Below are 17,531 nucleotides of genomic sequence, written 5' to 3'. Positions count from 1 at the left end.
CATGCGTGGCGCGGCTGCGGGCGTCAGCTCGGCGCGGAGGAGTTCAGCGGGAGCTCGATGATAAAGCCCAGGCCGGGCCCGGGTGCCTCGTCCAGCCGCACCGTGCCGCCCAGGCGCTGGCAGAGATTCATCACGATGTTGAGCCCCAGGCCGCGCCCCCCCGAGCCACGCTGGCCGGTGTAGAAGGGCTCGAAAACATGGGCGCGCTGTGCCGGTGCGAGGCCGCGCCCGTTGTCGCGCAGCTGCAGGCACAGCCGCTCGCCCTCGGCCCGCAGATGGATCGCGATGCGGCGCTCGCGCCGACCCTCGAAGGCATGGCTGACCGCATTCAGCAGCAGGATGGAGACCAGCTGCGCCAGCAGGCCCACTGCCATCACCGCGGGCACATGCTCGGGGGCGTCGATGTCCACCTGCACCTGCGCGGTCTTGAGCGCCGGCGCATGGGCGCGCACCAGCCTGCGCAGATAGTCCGGCAGGTTCACGGCCTGCACCTTGACATGGCCGCAGTCCTCGGCCAGGGTGCGGAAGCTGCCCAGCAGGTCGGAGGCGCGTTGCAGATGGGTGTTGGTGAAACGCGCCGTCTGCACCAGCTTGGCGGCCAGGGCCTGCAGTTCCGCGCGCGTCAGCCGCTCGCCGCCCAGCCTCGTCTGCAGCTGCAGGGCGTATTCCTCCAGCCCCGATGCGGCCGTTACCGCCACGCCTATGGGTGTGCTGATCTCATGCGCAAAGCCCGCCACCAGTCCGCCCAGGCCGGCCAGGCGTTCCTGCTCGATCAGGCGGGCCTGCAGCAGCAGCAACTCCTCGCCGCGCTCCTGCAGCATGCGCGCAAGCTCAGGGCGATCGGGCGCTTCGTCCATGGCGGCCGCGCTACTGGTCGGGGTAGCGCTCGTAGATGCTGCGCACCAGATCCAGTCGGTCCAGCAGCATCTGCACCAGCTTGGGGTCGAACTGCTTGCCGGCCTGCTCGCGCACATAGTCCAGGGCCGCGTCGAAATTCCAGGCTTCCTTGTAGCAGCGCTTGCTGACCAGCGCGTCCAGCACATCGGCCAGCGCGACGATGCGGCCCGCCACATTGATCTGCTCGCCGGCCAGGCCGCGCGGATAGCCCAGGCCGTCCCAGCGCTCGTGGTGCTCATGGGCGATCGTGGCGCCCAGCTGCAGGATGCGCTTGTCGGACTTGCTGAGCAGCTCGAAGCCGATGCGGGCATGGGTCTGCATGACCTCCCATTCCTCGGCGTCGAGCTTGCCGGGCTTGTTGAGCACGCGGTCGGGGATGCCTATCTTGCCCACGTCGTGCAGCGGCGAGGCCTGGCGCATGAATTCCACATCGCCCAAGCTCATGCCCACCGCCTCGGCCAGCAGGGCCGAGAGCTCGCCGACGCGCCGCACATGGGCACCGGTCTCCTTGGAGCGCTTTTCCACAGCCTCGCCGATGATGTAGACGGTGGAGCGCTGGGTGTCCTGGATCTCCTCGCGCAGCAGCAGGCTCTCGTAGGTGATCGCCACATTGGCACAGAAGATCTCCAGCAGCTCGCGCGCCTGCGCGTCCACCGGTTCCGAGAACACCATGTACAGCAGGCTCTCGTTGCCCGAGCTTGTGCGGTAGTAGCCGACGTAGCAGAGCTCCTCGAAATAACTCTCCTGTTCGACCAGGGCGCGGTCCAGCGCCGCGCGCACATGGGCCGGCAGGCTCTCGACCTCCTGGTCCACCAGCAGGCGCGAATACTCGGAGGTGGCGGCCAGCACCTTGAACTTGCCCTCGATATGCGAGGCCGCATAGGCCGAGATGCGGCTGGCACACAGGCCCTGGGCCTCATAGCCCAGCAGGTGCGCCACCTGTTCCAGCACGGCCGAGGCAAAGCGGCGCAGATTGTGCGAATCGTAGACGCGCGTGATCGCGTCGATGGAGCGGCGCAGCGACTGGCGCGACTGCTCGATGATCATGATGTCGCGGTAGGAGCGCAGCGCCGAATAGAACACCGTGATCAGCTTGCGCTTGGTGAGCTCGGTCTTTTCCTTGTAGTCGTTGATGTCATAGGTCTTGATGACATGCTCTTCCGGCGCCTGGCCGGGCTGGCCGGTGCGCAGCACGATGCGCACATAGCTGTTGCCAAGTTCTTCACGGATGTAGCGCGCCAGGTCCAGTCCGGCATGCTCGGACTCCATCACCACATCCAGCAGGATCAGCGCGATGTCGCTGCGCGATTGCAGGATCTCGCGGCCCTCGGCGGCGCTGTAGGCATCGAGGAACTGCAGGCGGCGGCCCGAGAACTCGAAATCCGCCATCACCAGCTGCGTCACCTGGTGCACGGCGGGATCGTCGTCCACGATCATCACCACCCAGGGATCGATGGGCTTGACTCTGCCGGTGGTCGCCTCTTCGGGCAGTTCATCGGCAAACACCAAGTCGGTCATTACGTGCCTCACTTTGCAGAGCCAGGCCCGATTATGGCCAGGGAGCGGCCGAAGTAAACAGCAAGAACTGACAGGGTGGCGCGGCCCAGTTCGGGCCGCGCGCCGGCCTCCTCATTCAAGCCTGGCTGACCCCTGCCGAGGCAAAGCTGGCCATCTCGGCGAGCAGCTGGCAGGCCGACACCAGCAGGGGCCAGGCCAGCGCGGCGCCTGAGCCCTCGCCCAGGCGCAGGCCCAGGTCCAGCAGCGGTTCGGCCTGCATGGCCTGCAGCATCAGCCGGTGGCCGCTCTCGTTGGAGCAATGCGAGAACACGCAGCGCTCCAGCACAGCGGGCGCCAGGCGCGCCGCCACCAGCACCGCGGCGCTGGCGATGAAGCCGTCCACCACGATGACGCGGCGCTCATGGGCCGCCTGCAGCACCGCGCCCACCATCATCGCGATCTCGAAGCCACCGAAGGCGGCGAGGGCGGCGAGCGGCTCGCTGGCCTGCGCGTGGCGCTCCAGCACCCGGCCCAGCAGGGCGGTCTTGTGCGCCAGCTGGCCGTCGTCAAGACCTGTCCCCCGGCCCACGCAGGCGCCGATCGGCTGGCCGGCCAGGCGCGCCAGCAGCAGGGCCGCGGCCGAGGTATTGCCTATGCCCATCTCACCCAGCAGCAGGGCGTTGCCGGGGCGCTGGCGCAGCAGGGTCTTGCCGGCGGCGATGGCGGTGGCGCATTGGTCGGGCGACATCGCCGCTGCCTCCAGCGCATCGGCCGTGCCGGCGGCGATCTTGGCGATCACCAGGCCGGGGCGGGGCGCGAACTCATGGCGCACGCCGGCGTCCACCACCGTCAGCGCCAGGCCATGCTGGCGCGCCAGCACGCTCACTGCGGCACCGCCGGCGAGGAAGTTCTCGACCATCTGCCAGGTCACGTCCGAGGGGTAGGCCGAGACACCGCGCGCCGCCAGGCCATGGTCAGCGGCGAACACCATTAGCTGCGGCTCCAGCAGCGCGGGCGTCTCGCTGCCCAGGATTAGGCCCAGCCTCAGCATCAGCGTTTCCAGCCGGCCCAAGGCGCCCAGCGGCTTGGTCTTCTGATCGATGCGGGTCTGCAGGCGCGCCGCCAGCGCCGCGTCGGCAAGGCTGGGGATAGGGGGGATCAGTTCATTGCTCATAGGGGCTCCAACAATTGCAACAAGTGGCCGGCCTGGAAATGCCGGTCTATGAAATCGGCCAGTGCGTCGAACACGGCCTCCAGGGTCTGTACCTCGGCGCCGAACAGGGCGCGCAGCAGGGCCGGCTGCTCGAACAGGCCATGGGCGTAGAGGCCCAGCACGCTGCCCTGCTGCCAGCCCACGGCCGCACCGTCGGCATCGCGCAGCGCCACCTGCGCCGGCGCCAGGCTGGGGTGTTGCACGGTGCGGCCATGGTGGATCTCGTAGCCCTCCACGGCGACCTCGCGCAGCGCCGCCCAGGGTGCTGGCAGGTCGGCGGCGAAGTGCAACCGGGCCGGTCGCAGCAGCTTCTCGCGCTCGAACTGGGTCACCAGGGGCAAGAGGCCCAGGCCGGGCGCGTTGCCGTCGATCTGGTAGGGGTCCAAGAGGCTTTCGCCCAGCATCTGCAGGCCGCCGCAAATGCCCAGCAGCGGCTTGCCGGCGCCAGCATGGCGGGCGATGACATGGTCGAGCTTTTGCGCACGCAGCCAGGCCAGGTCGGCCGCCACCGCCTTGGAGCCGGGCAGGATGATCCAGTCCGCGCCCTCCAGCTGGGCCGGCTCGCGCGCCCAGCTCAGGCGCACGCCGGGCAGGCTGCGCAGCGGCTGGAATTCGTCCAGATTGGACAGGCGGGGGTAGGCGACGATGGCGATCCGCAGCCCGCTGCCGCGCGCCTCGTCGTCAAAGACGCCGTCTTCCTCCGGCAGGCCATGGCCGCGCCACATCGGCAGCACCGCCACCGTCGGCACGCCGGTGAGGGCATGCAGCTGCTCGGGCCCGGGCGCGAGCAGCGCGGCATCGCCGCGGAAGCGGTTCAGCACAAAGCCGCGTATCAGGGCGCGTTCATGCGCGGGCAGCAGCTGGTGGGTGCCGTAGAGATGGGCAAAGGCGCCGCCGCGGTCGATGTCGGTCACCAAGAGGCAGGCGGCATTCACCTCCAGCGCGGTGCGCATGTTCACGTAGTCGCTGCTGTGCAGATTGATCTCGGCCGGCGAACCCGCGCCCTCGATCACCACCACATCGTTCTCGGCCATCAGCTCGTGCAGCGGTGGGCGCGCGCGCAGCCAGAGCTTTTCGCTGCGTTCGCGCCAGGGCATGTCGGTGAGCTCCCTGTCCACCTCGCCCAGCACGATCACCTGCGAGGCGGTGTCGCGCTCGGGCTTGAGCAGCACCGGGTTCATGCGCACCTCGGGTATGCGGCGCGCGGCCAGGGCCTGGAAGTACTGGGCGCTGCCGATCTCGCCCATGGCCCCGTTCAAGCCGGGCACCACACGGGCGTTGTTGCTCATGTTCTGTGCCTTGTAGGGCGCCACCTTGAGGCCCTGGCGCGCATACCAGCGGCACAGCGCGGTGGCAAGCCAGCTCTTGCCGGCATTGCTGGTGGTGCCCAGCACCATCACGGCGGTCATATGAAGTCCTTCAGAGCGAGCCGCAGCGCCAAATGCAGTGCGTGTTGCGCGGCGGGGTCTTGGGTGGAGACGCGCAGCCAGCCGGGCAGGCCCAGGCTCGCGGCATCGCGCAGCTTGATGCCCAGCGGGCGCAGATCCGGCAGGGGCGCGGGCGGGCACGCCAGCCAGAAATTGCAGCAGCTGGCGCGCTGCTGCCAGCCCAGGTCGGCCAGCAGCTCGCGCTGCGCGGCGCGCCAGTCCAGCACTTGCGCGCGCATGCGCTGCAGATGGGCCTGGGTGGCGGGGCTGTGCCAACAGCCCAGCAGCGCGCAGCCCTCGCTGGAGAGCACCCAGCTGGGGGCCAGGTCTTGCATGGCCTGCAGCCATGGCGCCTCGGCCGGCGCCAGCAAATAGCCGGCGCGCACCCCCGTCAGGCCCAGGGCCTTGTTGGGACATTGCAGGCGCCAGGCGCGCTCGGCCAGGGCGGGCGGCAGGCTGCTCTGGCCCTGCAGGCGCAGCGGCTCGTAGGCCTGGTCGATGGCGAGGTGCGCGCCGCTGGCGCGCAGGGCCGCGCCCAATTGCGTCCACTCGTGCGCATCCAGGCTGGCGCCGGTGGGGTTGCAGGGCTCGCACACCCACACCAGCGCCGCACCCTGGAGGCCCGCGGTCAGCTCGGCCACCGAGGCATAGCCGCTCACCTGCAGACCCAGGGCCTGGGCCGCGGCTGCGTAGTCGCCAAAGCCGGGCCGCGGCACCCAGACCTCGCGCAGGCCCGCCAGCCGCGCCGCCAGGCTGAGCCGGCGTATCGCCTCGCTGCCGCCCGCCGTCGGCAGTACGCGCTCTGCCGTCACGCCATGTGCCGCCGCCAGGGCCTCGCGCAGGGCCAGGTATTGCGGGTCGGGGTAGCGGCCACGGTCGGCGCCCAGCAGCGCGTCCAGCAGGGCCGGCGGCGGCCCCAGCGGGCTGGCATTGCTGGAGAAGTCGTGCCGGATGGGCGGGCCCGAATCGCTGCCGCCATGAAGCGCCTGGGCCATCAGTGCCAAGCTCCGCGCAGCGCCGCGGCGCCCAGCATCATCAGCAGGGCGGCCACGAGCATGGCGCGCCGTGCCAGGTCTTGCCCGCGCGCCATATCGGCCGCGGCGGGCGTGGCGCCGCCGGCATTCAGCGCATAGACGCCCGGCTTTGCCAGGCGCAGGCCCAGGCGCAGCGCCAGCGCCGCCATCGGCCAGCCGCTATTGGGCGAGGGCGTGCGTGCGGCCTCGCGCGCCAGCGCCGGCAGCAGCCCCCAGCGCCAGCCCAGCAGGGCCAGCGCGGTGATGCGCCCGGGCAGCCAGGAGAGCGCGTCGTCGGCACGCGCCGCCCATTTGCCGGCCCATTCCCAGCGGCCGCGATAGCCCCACATGGCGTCCGCCGTGTTGGCAAAGCGGTAGAGCGCAGCGCCGGGCAGGCCGGCGATGGCAAACCAGAACAGCGGTGCCACCACCGAGTCGTTGAGGTTCTCCGACAGGGTCTCCAGCGCGGATTCCCGAACTTCGCTGGCGCTGAGCGTTGCGGTTTCGCGGCTCACCAGGCGCGCCAGGCGCTCGCGCCCCTCGGGCAGGGAGCGCTGCAGCGCCGCCTCCACCGCCGCCACCTCGCGGCTGAGCATGGACCAGGCCAGCAGGGGCTTGAGCAAGAGGCCCAGCGCCGCCGCGCAGGCCCAGAGGGCCCAGGGTGAGCGCCAGGGCTGCAGCGCCTGGATCAGGGCCGTTTCCAGCAGCGCCGCCAGCAGCAGGCAGATGGCCGCGCCCACGCACCAGGCCAGCGCGCCGCCGACGAAGGCCGCGCCCGCAGGCATGGCCGGCAGCCGCGTCGAGAAGCAGCCCAGGTAGCGGCCCATGCCCACCACCGGATGCGCCCAGGCGGGCGGCTCGCCGAAGAGGCGATCCACCAGCAGGGCGATCAGCATCGCCGAAGGCAGCAGCCAGGCCATGCTCATCATCAGTCTTCAATGCCTCTTTGTGCCGGCACGCCGGCCTTGAAGTGGTGCTTGACCATGGCCATCTCGGTGACGGTGTCGGCCAATTCAATCAGCTCCTCGGGCGCGTTGCGGCCGGTCAGCACCACATGCACATGGGCGGGGCGCTCGCGCAGCGCCTGCAGCACCGGCTCGAGCGGCAGCCAGCCATAGCGCAGCGGGTACATGATCTCGTCCAGCACCACCAGGAAATGCTCGCCCGCGGCGATGGTGGCGGCGGCGCGCGCCCAGCCGTCGCGGGCCAGTTGCGCCGAATGCTCCAGGTCCTTGCTCTTCCAGCTGAAGCCGTCGCCCAGGCCCTCGATGGGCACGCCCAGCTGCTCGAACATGCGGTGCTCGCCGAAGCGTGCGCTGGGCACCTTCATGAACTGGTAGATCTTCACCGCCTTGCCGCGGCCGTGCGCCCGCAGCGCCAGGCCGAAGGCGGCGGTGCTCTTGCCCTTGCCGTTGCCGGTATGCACCAGGATCAGGCCGCGGCGCTCGCCGCTCGGAATGACGCGTTCGCGCTCGACGGGGGGAGATTCGATTTGCATGACTTGTGCTTTCCTCAGAGTGTGGCGCGCAGGCTAAGCCGCAGCATGCGCGGCTCCATCGGGTGGATCAGGCGGCCGTCTATGCCGGCGCCCGCATTGCAGGCCGCGCCCTCGGCACGGGTGCAGGCGGCGCCCCAGTACTCGATGTCGTTGGCACGGCGGTCGAACAGGTTCAGCACATCCATGCTGAGCTGCCATTGGCGGTTCATGCGGTAGCCGAGCTTGAGGTTGGCGGTCCACAGCGCGCGCGAGGTTTCGCGGCCGCTTTCCTCCAGCGCATAGGCGCCCAGGTAGCGCAGCTTGAGGCCGCCCGACCAGGGCCCGGCCGGCGTGAAGCTGGCCGAGAGCGAGGCGTTCAAGGGGATGGCGTTGGGCACATGGCGGCCGCCGTTCTCGGCCTCGACGAAGCGGGCGCGCGAGACGGCCATGTCGGCGTCGATCAGCAGCCAGGGCGCGGGCGCCCAGTCGTTGGACCATTCCAGCCCGAGGCGGCGCGAGGCACCGCGCGCCTCGGTCACGCCCTCGTCGCCCACGAACACCAGCTCGCTCGCGAGGCTGGCCTGCCACAGCGTCAGGCTGCTGTTCCAGCCCTCGCCGATGCGGCTGCGCAGGCCCAGCTCGCGGCTCTGGGTGCGTGCCAGCAGCGGCAGCGGCTGCTGCGGGCTGCCGTCGTTGGGATTGCTGGCACTGGTGGCGCCGCGCACATCGTTGGAGCGAAAGCCCCGGCCCCATTGCGCGTAGAGCTCGGTGTCGGGGTTGAGCCGCGCCACCAGGCCCAGCTTGGGGCTGAGCTGGCGCTGGCTGGCTTGGCCGCCGTTGTCCAGGTTGAATGCGCCGGCCAGGGCCTGGTTGCGCGTGGCCAGGCGGTCCCAGCGCAGGCCCAGGCTGCTGCGCAGCCAGGGGCTCCACTGCGTGCGCGCCTCGGCGAACAGGCCCAGCGCGTCCTGGCGCACCGCATCCTCGCGCACCAGGTGCATGCGCTGGCGGTCCACCGTGTCGTAGAGGCCCAGCAGTCCGACCTGGTCGTGCCGCCACTGCAGGCCCCAGCCGAACTCGGTCTTCAGCTGTGGGCTGGCCAGGCCGTGCTTGAACTGGCCGCCCCAGATGCGGCGCCGGTCGGCCTGCTCGTGCTGGTCGCCCGCGGGGCCCTTGATGAAGCCCGAGGGGCCGGAGAACAGGTTCAGGCCGTAGTCGATGACATAGGCGCTGGCGCGCAGCTCCTGCTGGCCGTTCGTGCGTGCCCATTCCAGCGAGGCGCTGTGGCGGTGCGTGACACCGCCGTCGTTGGCGATCAGGCTGCCGAAGCGGCCGATCTCGCCGCTGCTGATGGCGCGCTCGGGCACATGCTCGCTGGCGCGCCAATGGGCGCGGTAGCCCATCAGGGTCAGGGCCAGGCCCGTGTCGGCATCGCCCTGCGCCAGGCGCAGCACGGCGTTGTCGCGCCTGAGCTGCTCGGGCTGCTCCCAGGGCCCGTCATAGCGGCTGCCCTCCAGCGCGCCGAGCAGGCTCCAGCCCTCGCCCAGCACGGTGCTGCCGGCGGCGAGCGCGCGGCCGTAGCCATGCGGGCCCAGCGTGGCCTCGGCAAAGGGGGCGTCGAGCCGGCGCAGATACTGCACGCGCGCGGTGCCGGTGGTGGCGAAGTCGCCGTCCTCGGCGGCGTAGCTGCCCTTGCGGTACTGCAGGCTGGACACCAGCTCGGGGATCAGGAAGTTCAGGTCCATATAGCCCTGGCCATGGGCATGGCTGGCGGTATTGACCGGCATGCCCAGCACCTGGGTGGCGAAGTCGCTGCCATGGTCGAGGTTGAAGCCGCGCAGAAAGTACTGGTTGGCCTTGCCGTCGCCGCTGTGCTGGGTCACGATCATGCCGGGCATGGACTCCAGCAGTTCGGCCGGGCGCAGCAGCGGCCGGTTGACCAGGCGCTCGGCCTTGATCTCGCCCTCGGAGGCGCTCTCGGCCGTGCCCAGGCTGGCGCGGCCCTGCACCTGCACGGTGTCCAGGCGCTCGGGCGGCTGCTGGCCCCAGGCGGTGCCGGCGAGCAGCAGGGCAAGCGGGCCGGCGATGGCGGTGTTCTTCTTCTTCGTCTTCATGCGGTTGCGGAGAGTGGTTTCGCGGGCTTGCGCAGCGCCTGCCAGGCCGCGCCCAGGCTCATCAAGAGGCCCATCAGCACCCAGGCCAGGGCCTGGCCGAGCTGGGCGGCCAGCGGCGGGGTCGGGTCTTGCCTGGGCGGCTGCTGTTGCAGCAGCAGGCCGCGCTGGCTGGGCGGTGCTGCTGCTGCGGCTGCGGCGGTGGCGGACGGCGTGGCGGGCTGGGCGCGCGCGCGCGGCGCGACGGCCTGCTGCAGCTGCTCGGCGCTCCATTGCCGCACCGCGGCCAGTTCCTGGTGCAGCGGCGCGGCGCGGGTCAGGTCTTGATAGAGGGCCGCCAGCTCGCTGCGGGTGGCGGCGTCGGGCTGCCAATAGCCCAGGCGCTGGGCCTGCACCATGCGTTCCAGCGCCTGCGCATAGGCCTGGCTGTTCTGCCGCAGCCAGGCCGGCAGGCCCAGGCCCTGCCTGTCGCGCACCAGGTTGTCGTAGAGGCTTTGCCAATGGTCGGGCCTGACCGTGTCGGGCGCGACGGCCTGCCAGCCGAAGGCGTATTGCACCGCCTTCAGCACCTGCAGGGTGCCGGCCCAGCCTTCAGCCTGCTGGGCCTTGAGCCAGCCCGGGTGCAGGTAGCGGCCCTGCATTTCCAGCGCCAGGCTCTTGGCTACGCTCTCGGTCTGCAGCTCGCTGGCATCCTGCAGCTGGCTGACATGCAGGGTGATCGCCCCCGGCTTGCCGGCGGCCTTGGCGGCGGCGGCCAGGCCACCCAGGTACTGGAAGGGATCGTCGGAGCTGAGCATGGCGTAGAGGTGCGAGCTGCGCGACATCAGCGCCGCATCGGTCTGCACCAGGTGGGCGCCCAGGGCTTTTTCGGCCACGGCCGGGCGCGAGAGCCGCAGCGGCTCGCCGTTCACATAGGGCTGGCTCATGCGCTGCAGGAACATGCGGCCCAGGCGCTGGTCCTCGGCCTTGAGGTCGCCGGCCTGCACCGCGTCGGAGACGCCGGTGCCATAGTCGCCGGCGGCGTTGCCGAACACGCGCGCCTGCGCCAGCGCCTCGGCCTCGGCCCGGGCCAGGCCCTGGCGGCGCAGCGCCGTGGCCACGCTGGCGTTGTTGCGCGCGATCGCGTTGGCGCCGCCCTCGGCAGCGGCCGCGGCGGCCACGGCCTGGTCCAGCAGGCTCATCAGGGCGGGGAACTGGTCGCGGTAGGAGCCGGTGATGGACAGCAGCACATCGACGCGCGGGCGCTTCAGCTCGTCCAGCGGCAGCAGCTTGACGCCGCTGGGCCGGCCGCTCTCGTCCCACAGCGGCTGCACGCCCAGGGCGGCCAGCGCCTGGGCCTCCATCAGGCCCTGGTGGCGCAGGGTTTCGCCGGCCCATAGCGAGAGCGCCAGGCGCTGCGGCGCGCGGCCGGCCTTGCCCTGCTCGGCATACCAGGTATCGAACAGGCGGCGGGCCACCTCCCAGGCCTGCTTGGTGGGCAGGCGGTTGGGGTCCAGGCCGGTGAGATTGCGGCCGGTGGGCAGGCTGTCGGGGTTGCGCAGCGGGTCGCCACCATAGGCCGCGGGCAAGAACTGACCCTGCAGCCCCGCCAGCAGGCCGGGCAGCTCGCCCTCGGTGGCGAGGCGTTTTTCCAGCTCCTGGGCGCGCAGCGCCAGCGTCAGCAGGGCCGGCGTGTCTATGGGCTTGCGGGCGGCGCGGTTGGGTACATGACCATCCGGTTCAGGGGGTCTAAGGTCCAGACGCGAGGCGGCCTCGGCATCCTTCAGCGCTACGTCCAGCCAGCGTGCCGGGCGCGAACCGGCCACGCTTTCATGGTTGATCAGAAAGGCCTCGTCGATGTCTTCGCCCAGCGCGTCTATCAAGGGCTGGCGCAGCATCTGCAAAATCGTGCCGCGGCGCGCCGCTGCGTCGGGCAGCTGGCCGAACACCGCCAGGCCCTTGGGCTGCGAGCTTTGCGCCAGCCGGTCCAGCCAGGGGTGGAGCAGCTCCAGGAAGCCGCTGAAGTTGGCGGCGATCTGCTCGGCGCTCCAGCCCAGGTCGCGGTGCAGCTGGTGATCGACGAACTGGCCCAGCATCTGGCGTTCCAGGGCCTGGCGCGTCGGACCGGCGTCCACCGTCTCCCACTCGTGCATCAGCTCGTGCATCAGCGCCATGCGGGCATTGAAGCCGGCCGGCGCAAAGCTGGGCGTGCGATGGCTCACCATCAGGGCGCGGCCGCGGCGCTTGGCGGTGAGGGCCTCGCCCAGGTTGTCGACGATATAGGGGTAGACCACGGGCAGCTCGCCCAGCGGCAGCAGGGCCTCGTCGTTGACGTCCAGCGCGCGCAGCTTGCCGGGCGCCCATTCCTGCGTGCCATGGGTGCCGAAGTGGATCAGCGCGTCGGCGTTCTGCCTGGCCCATAGATAGGTGGCCAGGTAATGGTGCGAGAGCGGGGTCTTGCTCTTGTGCATGAAGGGGTCCTGGCCCTGGTGCAGGGTCTCCTCGCGCGGCGGCTGGGGCAGCACGCTCAGGCTGCCGCGCTGCAGGCGCGGGATCACGAACACACGCTCGCTGCCGGTATCGAGCACATAGCGGCTGCTGGCCGGCTCGCCCCAGCGCGCCTTGATGCGCTGCTGCAGCGCGGCCGGCAGGCTCTTGTTGAACCAGGCGATGTAGTCGGCCAGCGGCAGGGCCGCGGCCTGATTGCGCCGCAAGAGGGCACGCAGGTCGGCGCCGGGGTAGTAGGCGGCGATCAGCGGCTTGAGTTCGGCGATCCACTCGGCCTCGGCCAGCGGCTCGACGCGGTAGCCGGCGCGCAGCAGGCCCTGCGAGCTGGCTTCCAGGCTGCGCGGCACGTTCAGAAAGCTGGCGCCGAAATGGTCGCCGCCGCTGGGGTAGTTGTAGACGAAGGCGACCAGGCGTTTGTCGGCCACCGGCTTGTCCTGCAGCGCGACCAGGCGCGCGGCCTTGGCCGCCACCGCATCGGCCTGGCGCGCGATCAGCGCCGGCTCGCGCCCGCTTTGCGCCACCACCAGCAGCGGGTCGATGGCGCCGGCCGCCTCGGGCTGGGCCAGGTAGAAGGGCAGGTCGCTCTGGGCCAGGCCGGTCTCGCTGGCCTCCCAGGCGGCCAGATCGCCCTTGCGTTCGGGCAGGGTCTGCAAGAGCGGCGCGCCCCAGCGTTCAAACAAGGGCTGCAGGCCGCCGCCCTGGGGCAGCAGCGCATGGTTGACGATCACGCGCGCATGCAGGCGGCCGGGGCTGGCTTCCATCAGGCCGGCCAGCGAATCGCTCGCCAGGTGCGAGCTGAACACCGCATAGGCCAGCAGGCCGCGCGCCTCGAAGCGCTGCAGCCAGGCGTCGATCCAGCCGGTGGCGCCATGCACGAAATGGTGGCGGTGCAGCAGCAGGGCCACGGCGGGGCGCTGGTCGCCGCGTGCGCGCGCCCAGGCGGCCAGCTCGGCCGCGTTGGCCATCAGCGCCGGCGCGCCGGGCAGATAGAGGCCGCGTTGCGGCAGGATGTGGGGGGCGGGCAGGGCCGGCGCGGCCTGACCCGCCAGTTGCGCGCGCGCCAGCGTGAAGGCATGGCGGGTGTTGGCCACGCCGCCGGCCTGCAGATAGGCGCGCAGCGAGCGTTCGCCGGCGGCCGGCTCGCCCGGCGTGATCCACAGCACCGGCTTGGCCGCCGGCTGGCGCTTGAGCGCCTCGCCCAGCAGGCCCTGCAGGCGCGCCTGCAGGCTTGCATGCGGCGCGTCTATCCACACCATCTGGGCCCGCGCCAGCGCTTGCTCCAGCGTGCGCGCCTGGGCCGCGTCCAGGCTGGCAGCGCCGCGCAGGGGATAGTCCAGCGCCTGCAGCGCAAAGCCGGCCGCGGCGGCCTCGCGCTCGACCAGGCCATGGCGCGCCGCCGGCGTCAGCTCCATGGTGATCCACAGCAGGCCGGGCTTGGCGGCCCAGGCCGGGGCAGCGATCAGGCACAGCAAGGCGAGCAGCCAGGCTCGCATCACGGTTTCGCCCCCTCGGGCACATAGATGATGTTGCCGTCCTTGAGCTTGTAGGCCACGCCGGCACGCACGCCCTGACCCTCGCTGCTGCCGCCATTGCCCTTGTAGCGGATCTCTTTGCCGTCCTTGCGCACGACGATCTCCATATCGGGTTCGCCGGCGCGCTTGATGACGGTCTGGTCGGCCTGCTCCTGTTGCTGCTGCAGGGCCACGGCGGTGAGCAGGGCCACCACCAGCACCAGGAACACGTCCACCAGGTTGACGGCCGAGAGCATGGGGTCGTCGTCTTCCTCGGCGAGGATGCTGAGGTGCTTCATGCCAGACCACGCGCGCTGCGCAGCGCCACGAGCTCGGCCATAAGCCAGCGGCGGCGCACCGAATAGGCCACCAGGCCGATGGCGGCGGCGGCCAGGGCCAGCACCACGCCGGCAAAGGCACCGCTGAACACCGCCAGCGCCTGCTGGCCCTGGCCCGCGGCCACGCTCTGCAAGGCCGGGCCCAGCGGCACCATGGTGGCGATCAGGCCCAGGAGCGGGCTGACGCGGCCCAAGAGGCGCAGCGGCTCGAGCTGGCGCACCAGCTGCAGCTCGACCTGCTCGATGGGCATGTCGGCGTGGTAGCGCAGCGCCTGGTAGGCCGGCTGGCGCCAGCGCTGCAGCGCCTCGGTGAGCAGGGCGCCCGCGCACCACAGCGCATAGACGAAGCCGAGGCCGACGAGGGTCAGTACCGGCCACAGCAGGGCCTGGGCGATCTGGGCGAAACCTTGTTCGATCATCATGAGCAGAAGAAGGCGGCGATGGCCTCGTGGTTGGAGGGGAAGTAGTGGTGTATGTAGCTGGCCCGCAGGCTGCCCTGCGCATACAGGGCTTCGGCGCAGCGGCCGCCATTGGGATTGCTGGCCTGGGCGATGGCGGGCAGGGCGGTGCTCATGGTCGAGTAGTGAAAACTGTGGCCGCGCAGCCTGCCTTCGGGCCAGTCCAGCGTCTGCAGGCCCAGCGCCGCCAGGCGCGTTTGCATCTGGGCACGGCCGGGCATCAGGCCAGCCATGGCGTGCACATGGCCATCGGCATCGACCAGTTGGTCGAGCAAGCAGAGCATGCCGCCGCATTCGGCCAGCAGCGGCCGGCCCAGGGCCAGGTGTTGCCTGAGGCTGGCGAAGAAGCCGGGCTGGGCCTGCAAGGCAGCGGCATGCAGCTCGGGGTAGCCGCCCGGCAGCCAGAGCGCATCGCAGTCGGGCAGGGGCGCGCCGGCCAGCGGCGAGAAGCATTGCAGCTCGGCACCGAGCGCGCGCAGGCAATCGAGATTGGCCGGGTAGATGAAGGAAAAGCAGGCGTCCTGCGCCACCGCGATGCGGCGTCCGGCCAGCAGCGGCGGCAGGGTTTCGCTGGCCGGGCTGCCGAATTCGACGGGCGCGAACTCGAAGTCCTTCAAGAGGCCGGCCTCCCAGGCATCGGCCCAGGCATCGAGCTGCGCATCCAGCCCCGGCAGCTCCAGCGCCTGCACCAGGCCCAGATGGCGTTCGGGCAGGGTCAGGTCTTGCTGGCGCGGGATTGCGGCCACCAGGGGCAGACTGGGCGGCAGGCCCTCGGCCACCATGGCGCCATGGGCGGCGCTGCCGACGCGGTTGGCCACCACGCCGCAGAGTTGAATGTCATCGCGATAACGCTGCAGGCCGGTCGCCAGGGCGGCAAAGGTCTGTGCCATGGCCGAGGCGTCGATCACCGCCAGCACCGGCAGGCCGAAGGCGGCGGCGAGGTCGGCGCTGCTGGGCTTGCCGTCGAACAAGCCCATCACGCCCTCGACCAGGATCAGGTCGGCGCTCGCGGCGGCCTCGGCCAGCAGCTGCCGGCAATGCGCCAGCCCGCCCATGAAGAGATCCAGCTGGTAGACCGCCTGGCCGCTGGCGCGGGCCAGCACCATGGGGTCCAGGTAGTCGGGGCCGGTCTTGAAGACGCGCACCTGCAGGCCGCGGCGCGCATGGGCGCGCGCGATCGCGGCGGTGACGCTGGTCTTGCCCTGGCCCGAGGCGGGGGCGCTGATCAGCAGGGCGGGGCAGTCTTTCTTGCTCATGGCCAGTCCCGGCGCAGCGGCAGCACCTGGGCGCTGGGCTCATGCGCCGGCCTGGCTACAGCAGCCGGCGAGCTCGGCAGGGCCAGCCACTGGCCCTGCACCTCCAGCAGATGCAGACGGTCGTCGAACACCTGCTGCAGGGCGCGCCGCGTCTCGGCTTGCGCCGGGCTGCCGTGGCAGAGCACGCGGCCGGTTTGCATGATCACCAGGCTGTCGGCCTGCAGCGCCACATTGAGCTCGTGCAGCACACTGACCACCGCCACGCCGGCGCCCGCCAGTTCGCGCACCAGGGCCAGCCAGTCGGATTGGTGCGGCGGGTCCAGATGGGCCAGGGGCTCGTCCATCAGCAGCACCTGGGCCTGCACCGCCAGCGCGCGCGCCAGCAGCACGCGTTGGCGCTCGCCGCCGGAGAGCTGGCCCAGGCTGCGCATGCGCCAGTCCCAGCACTGTGTCTGTTGCATCGCCGCCTGTACCGCGGCGTGGTCGGCGGCGTTGGGCGGGGTGAGCCAGGCGCGATGCGGCAGCCGGCCGAGCATGACGACGTCGTGGGCGCTGAGCTCGTCGCCACTGCTTTCGTTCTGGCCCAGCCAGGCCAGGGTCTGGGCGCGCCGCTTGCGTGGCCAGTCGCCGAAGGGGCGCTGCAGCAGCTGCACCCTGCCCTGGCAGGGAATCAGCCCGGCCAGGGCGCGCAGCAGGGTGGATTTGCCGGCGCCGTTGGGCCCGACGATCGCGGTCCAGCGGCCCTGTTCCAGTGCCAGGTCCAGGCGATGCAGCACCGGCTGACCCTGCAGGCTGACGCTGAGGTCCTGGCAGGCCAGGGCGATGTCGACGGCAACGCGGCTCATGCCGACCTCCCTTGCTTGCGCTTGTGCATCAGGCGCAGCAGATAGCCACCGCCGAGGATGGCGGTGATCACGCCCACCGGCAGTTCCTGCGGCGCAAGCATCCAGCGCGACAGGATGTCCGCGCTGAGCAGCAGCAGGCCGCCGGCGCAGGCCGACAGCAGCAGCAGCTGGCGGTGCGAGCCCTGGCTCAGGCTGCGCACCAGATGCGGTGCCACCAGCCCGACGAAGGCGATCATGCCGGTCTGCGCCACCGCGGTGCCGGTGGCCAGCGCGAAGGCGAGGATCAGCAGCAGGCGCACCAGGCTCAGGCGCACGCCCAGCGACTGCGCCGTGGCCTCGCCCAGGGTCAGCGCGTCCAGCGCCTGGCTGCCGCCCAGGGCCACGGCCAGGCTCAGCAGCAGCACCGCGCTCATCAGCGCAATGCTGGGCCAGCCCAGGAAGCTGGTGGTGCCCAGCACAAAGGCCTGCATGGTGCGCAGGATGTCGGGGTCGGCCAGGGTGATCAGCTCGGTGATGGCGCCCAGCACCACGCCCACCACGACGCCCGCCAGCAGCAGGCGCAAGGTGTGCTCGAGGCCGCGCGCCATCGCCAGCGCCAGGCTCACCCCGCCCAGGGTGCCCAGAAAGGCCGCGCCGGTCAGGCCCAGGCGCTCCAGCCATTGCATGCCGGCGGGCGAGCCACCCAGCACCGTCATGCTCAGGGCCACGCCCAGGCGTGCCCCGGCGGCGCTGCCGAGCAGATAGGGATCGGCCAGCGGGTTGCGGAACAGGCCCTGGGTGATGGCCCCCGACAGGCCCAGCAGGGCGCCCGCCAGCCAGGCGCCGGCCGAGCGCGGCAGACGGATCTGCCAGAGGATCTGGTTGTGCATGGCGTCGCCCAGGTCCCAGCCGAGTGCGAAGCCGGTGCTGCCGACGGCCACGCCCAGCAGCAGCATGGCCGTGCTGGCCAGCAGCAGGCCGGCCAGCAGTGGCCAGGCCGGCAGGTGGTGCGAAAGCTTCATGCC

Annotated in this window: 14 protein-coding genes; all 14 read right to left on the bottom strand. The window is 71.2% G+C overall.

The window, feature by feature from the left end; translation table 11 throughout:
• Positions 1-23 precede the first annotated feature (23 nt).
• Positions 24-857, bottom strand: coding sequence for a sensor histidine kinase (locus WG898_RS08320; protein WP_339602309.1), 834 nt, complete (start codon positions 855-857; stop codon positions 24-26).
• A gap of 10 nt (positions 858-867) precedes the next feature.
• Positions 868-2,415, bottom strand: a complete 1,548-nt coding sequence (locus WG898_RS08315; protein ID WP_339602308.1) for a DUF3369 domain-containing protein — start codon at positions 2,413-2,415, stop codon at positions 868-870.
• A 115-nt stretch (positions 2,416-2,530) separates the two neighbouring features.
• Positions 2,531-3,568, bottom strand: coding sequence for a nicotinate-nucleotide--dimethylbenzimidazole phosphoribosyltransferase (gene cobT / locus WG898_RS08310; protein ID WP_339602307.1), 1,038 nt, complete (start codon positions 3,566-3,568; stop codon positions 2,531-2,533).
• Positions 3,565-5,016, bottom strand: a complete 1,452-nt coding sequence (locus WG898_RS08305; protein WP_339602306.1) for a cobyric acid synthase — start codon at positions 5,014-5,016, stop codon at positions 3,565-3,567. Before WG898_RS08305 ends, cobT begins: the two co-directional genes overlap by 4 nt.
• Positions 5,013-6,029 carry an aminotransferase class I/II-fold pyridoxal phosphate-dependent enzyme gene (locus WG898_RS08300; RefSeq protein ID WP_339602305.1) on the bottom strand — a complete coding sequence of 339 codons (1,017 nt, stop codon included), beginning with the start codon at positions 6,027-6,029 and terminating at the stop codon, positions 5,013-5,015. Before WG898_RS08300 ends, WG898_RS08305 begins: the two co-directional genes overlap by 4 nt.
• On the bottom strand, positions 6,029-6,976 hold the full coding sequence (cbiB, locus tag WG898_RS08295; RefSeq protein WP_339602304.1) for an adenosylcobinamide-phosphate synthase CbiB: 948 nt from the start codon (positions 6,974-6,976) through the stop codon (positions 6,029-6,031). The genes WG898_RS08300 and cbiB overlap by 1 nt, the downstream gene beginning before the upstream one ends.
• Entirely contained in the window at positions 6,976-7,545 is a 570-nt protein-coding gene (gene cobO / locus WG898_RS08290; protein WP_339602303.1) for a cob(I)yrinic acid a,c-diamide adenosyltransferase, read from the bottom strand. The genes cbiB and cobO overlap by 1 nt, the downstream gene beginning before the upstream one ends.
• Positions 7,546-7,559: 14 nt before the next feature.
• A complete protein-coding gene (locus WG898_RS08285; RefSeq protein WP_339602302.1) occupies positions 7,560-9,635 on the bottom strand; it encodes a TonB-dependent receptor in 2,076 nt (691 codons plus the stop codon).
• Positions 9,632-13,612, bottom strand: coding sequence for a cobaltochelatase subunit CobN (cobN, locus tag WG898_RS08280; RefSeq protein ID WP_339602301.1), 3,981 nt, complete (start codon positions 13,610-13,612; stop codon positions 9,632-9,634). The genes WG898_RS08285 and cobN overlap by 4 nt, the downstream gene beginning before the upstream one ends.
• Positions 13,612-13,929, bottom strand: coding sequence for a DUF2149 domain-containing protein (locus tag WG898_RS08275; protein ID WP_339602300.1), 318 nt, complete (start codon positions 13,927-13,929; stop codon positions 13,612-13,614). Before WG898_RS08275 ends, cobN begins: the two co-directional genes overlap by 1 nt.
• On the bottom strand, positions 13,926-14,390 hold the full coding sequence (locus tag WG898_RS08270; protein ID WP_339602299.1) for a MotA/TolQ/ExbB proton channel family protein: 465 nt from the start codon (positions 14,388-14,390) through the stop codon (positions 13,926-13,928). Before WG898_RS08270 ends, WG898_RS08275 begins: the two co-directional genes overlap by 4 nt.
• The gene (locus WG898_RS08265) at positions 14,387-15,682 is read right to left on the bottom strand and encodes a cobyrinic acid a,c-diamide synthase CobB (protein WP_339602298.1); all 1,296 of its coding nucleotides are present in this window, start codon (positions 15,680-15,682) and stop codon (positions 14,387-14,389) included. The genes WG898_RS08270 and WG898_RS08265 overlap by 4 nt, the downstream gene beginning before the upstream one ends.
• A complete protein-coding gene (locus tag WG898_RS08260) occupies positions 15,679-16,527 on the bottom strand; it encodes an ABC transporter ATP-binding protein (protein WP_339602297.1) in 849 nt (282 codons plus the stop codon). The genes WG898_RS08265 and WG898_RS08260 overlap by 4 nt, the downstream gene beginning before the upstream one ends.
• Positions 16,524-17,528: a FecCD family ABC transporter permease gene (locus WG898_RS08255; RefSeq protein ID WP_444718924.1), complete on the bottom strand. Its 1,005-nt coding sequence runs from the start codon at positions 17,526-17,528 to the stop codon at positions 16,524-16,526. The genes WG898_RS08260 and WG898_RS08255 overlap by 4 nt, the downstream gene beginning before the upstream one ends.
• Between the last annotated feature and the right edge of the window lie 3 nt (positions 17,529-17,531).

Origin of the sequence: Paucibacter soli (assembly GCF_037482845.1) — a bacterium.
Taxonomy (GTDB): Bacteria; Pseudomonadota; Gammaproteobacteria; order Burkholderiales; family Burkholderiaceae_C; genus Paucibacter_B; species Paucibacter_B soli.
Note: the sequence above shows the minus strand (reverse complement) of the source record. Positions and strands in the feature narration are given on the sequence as shown.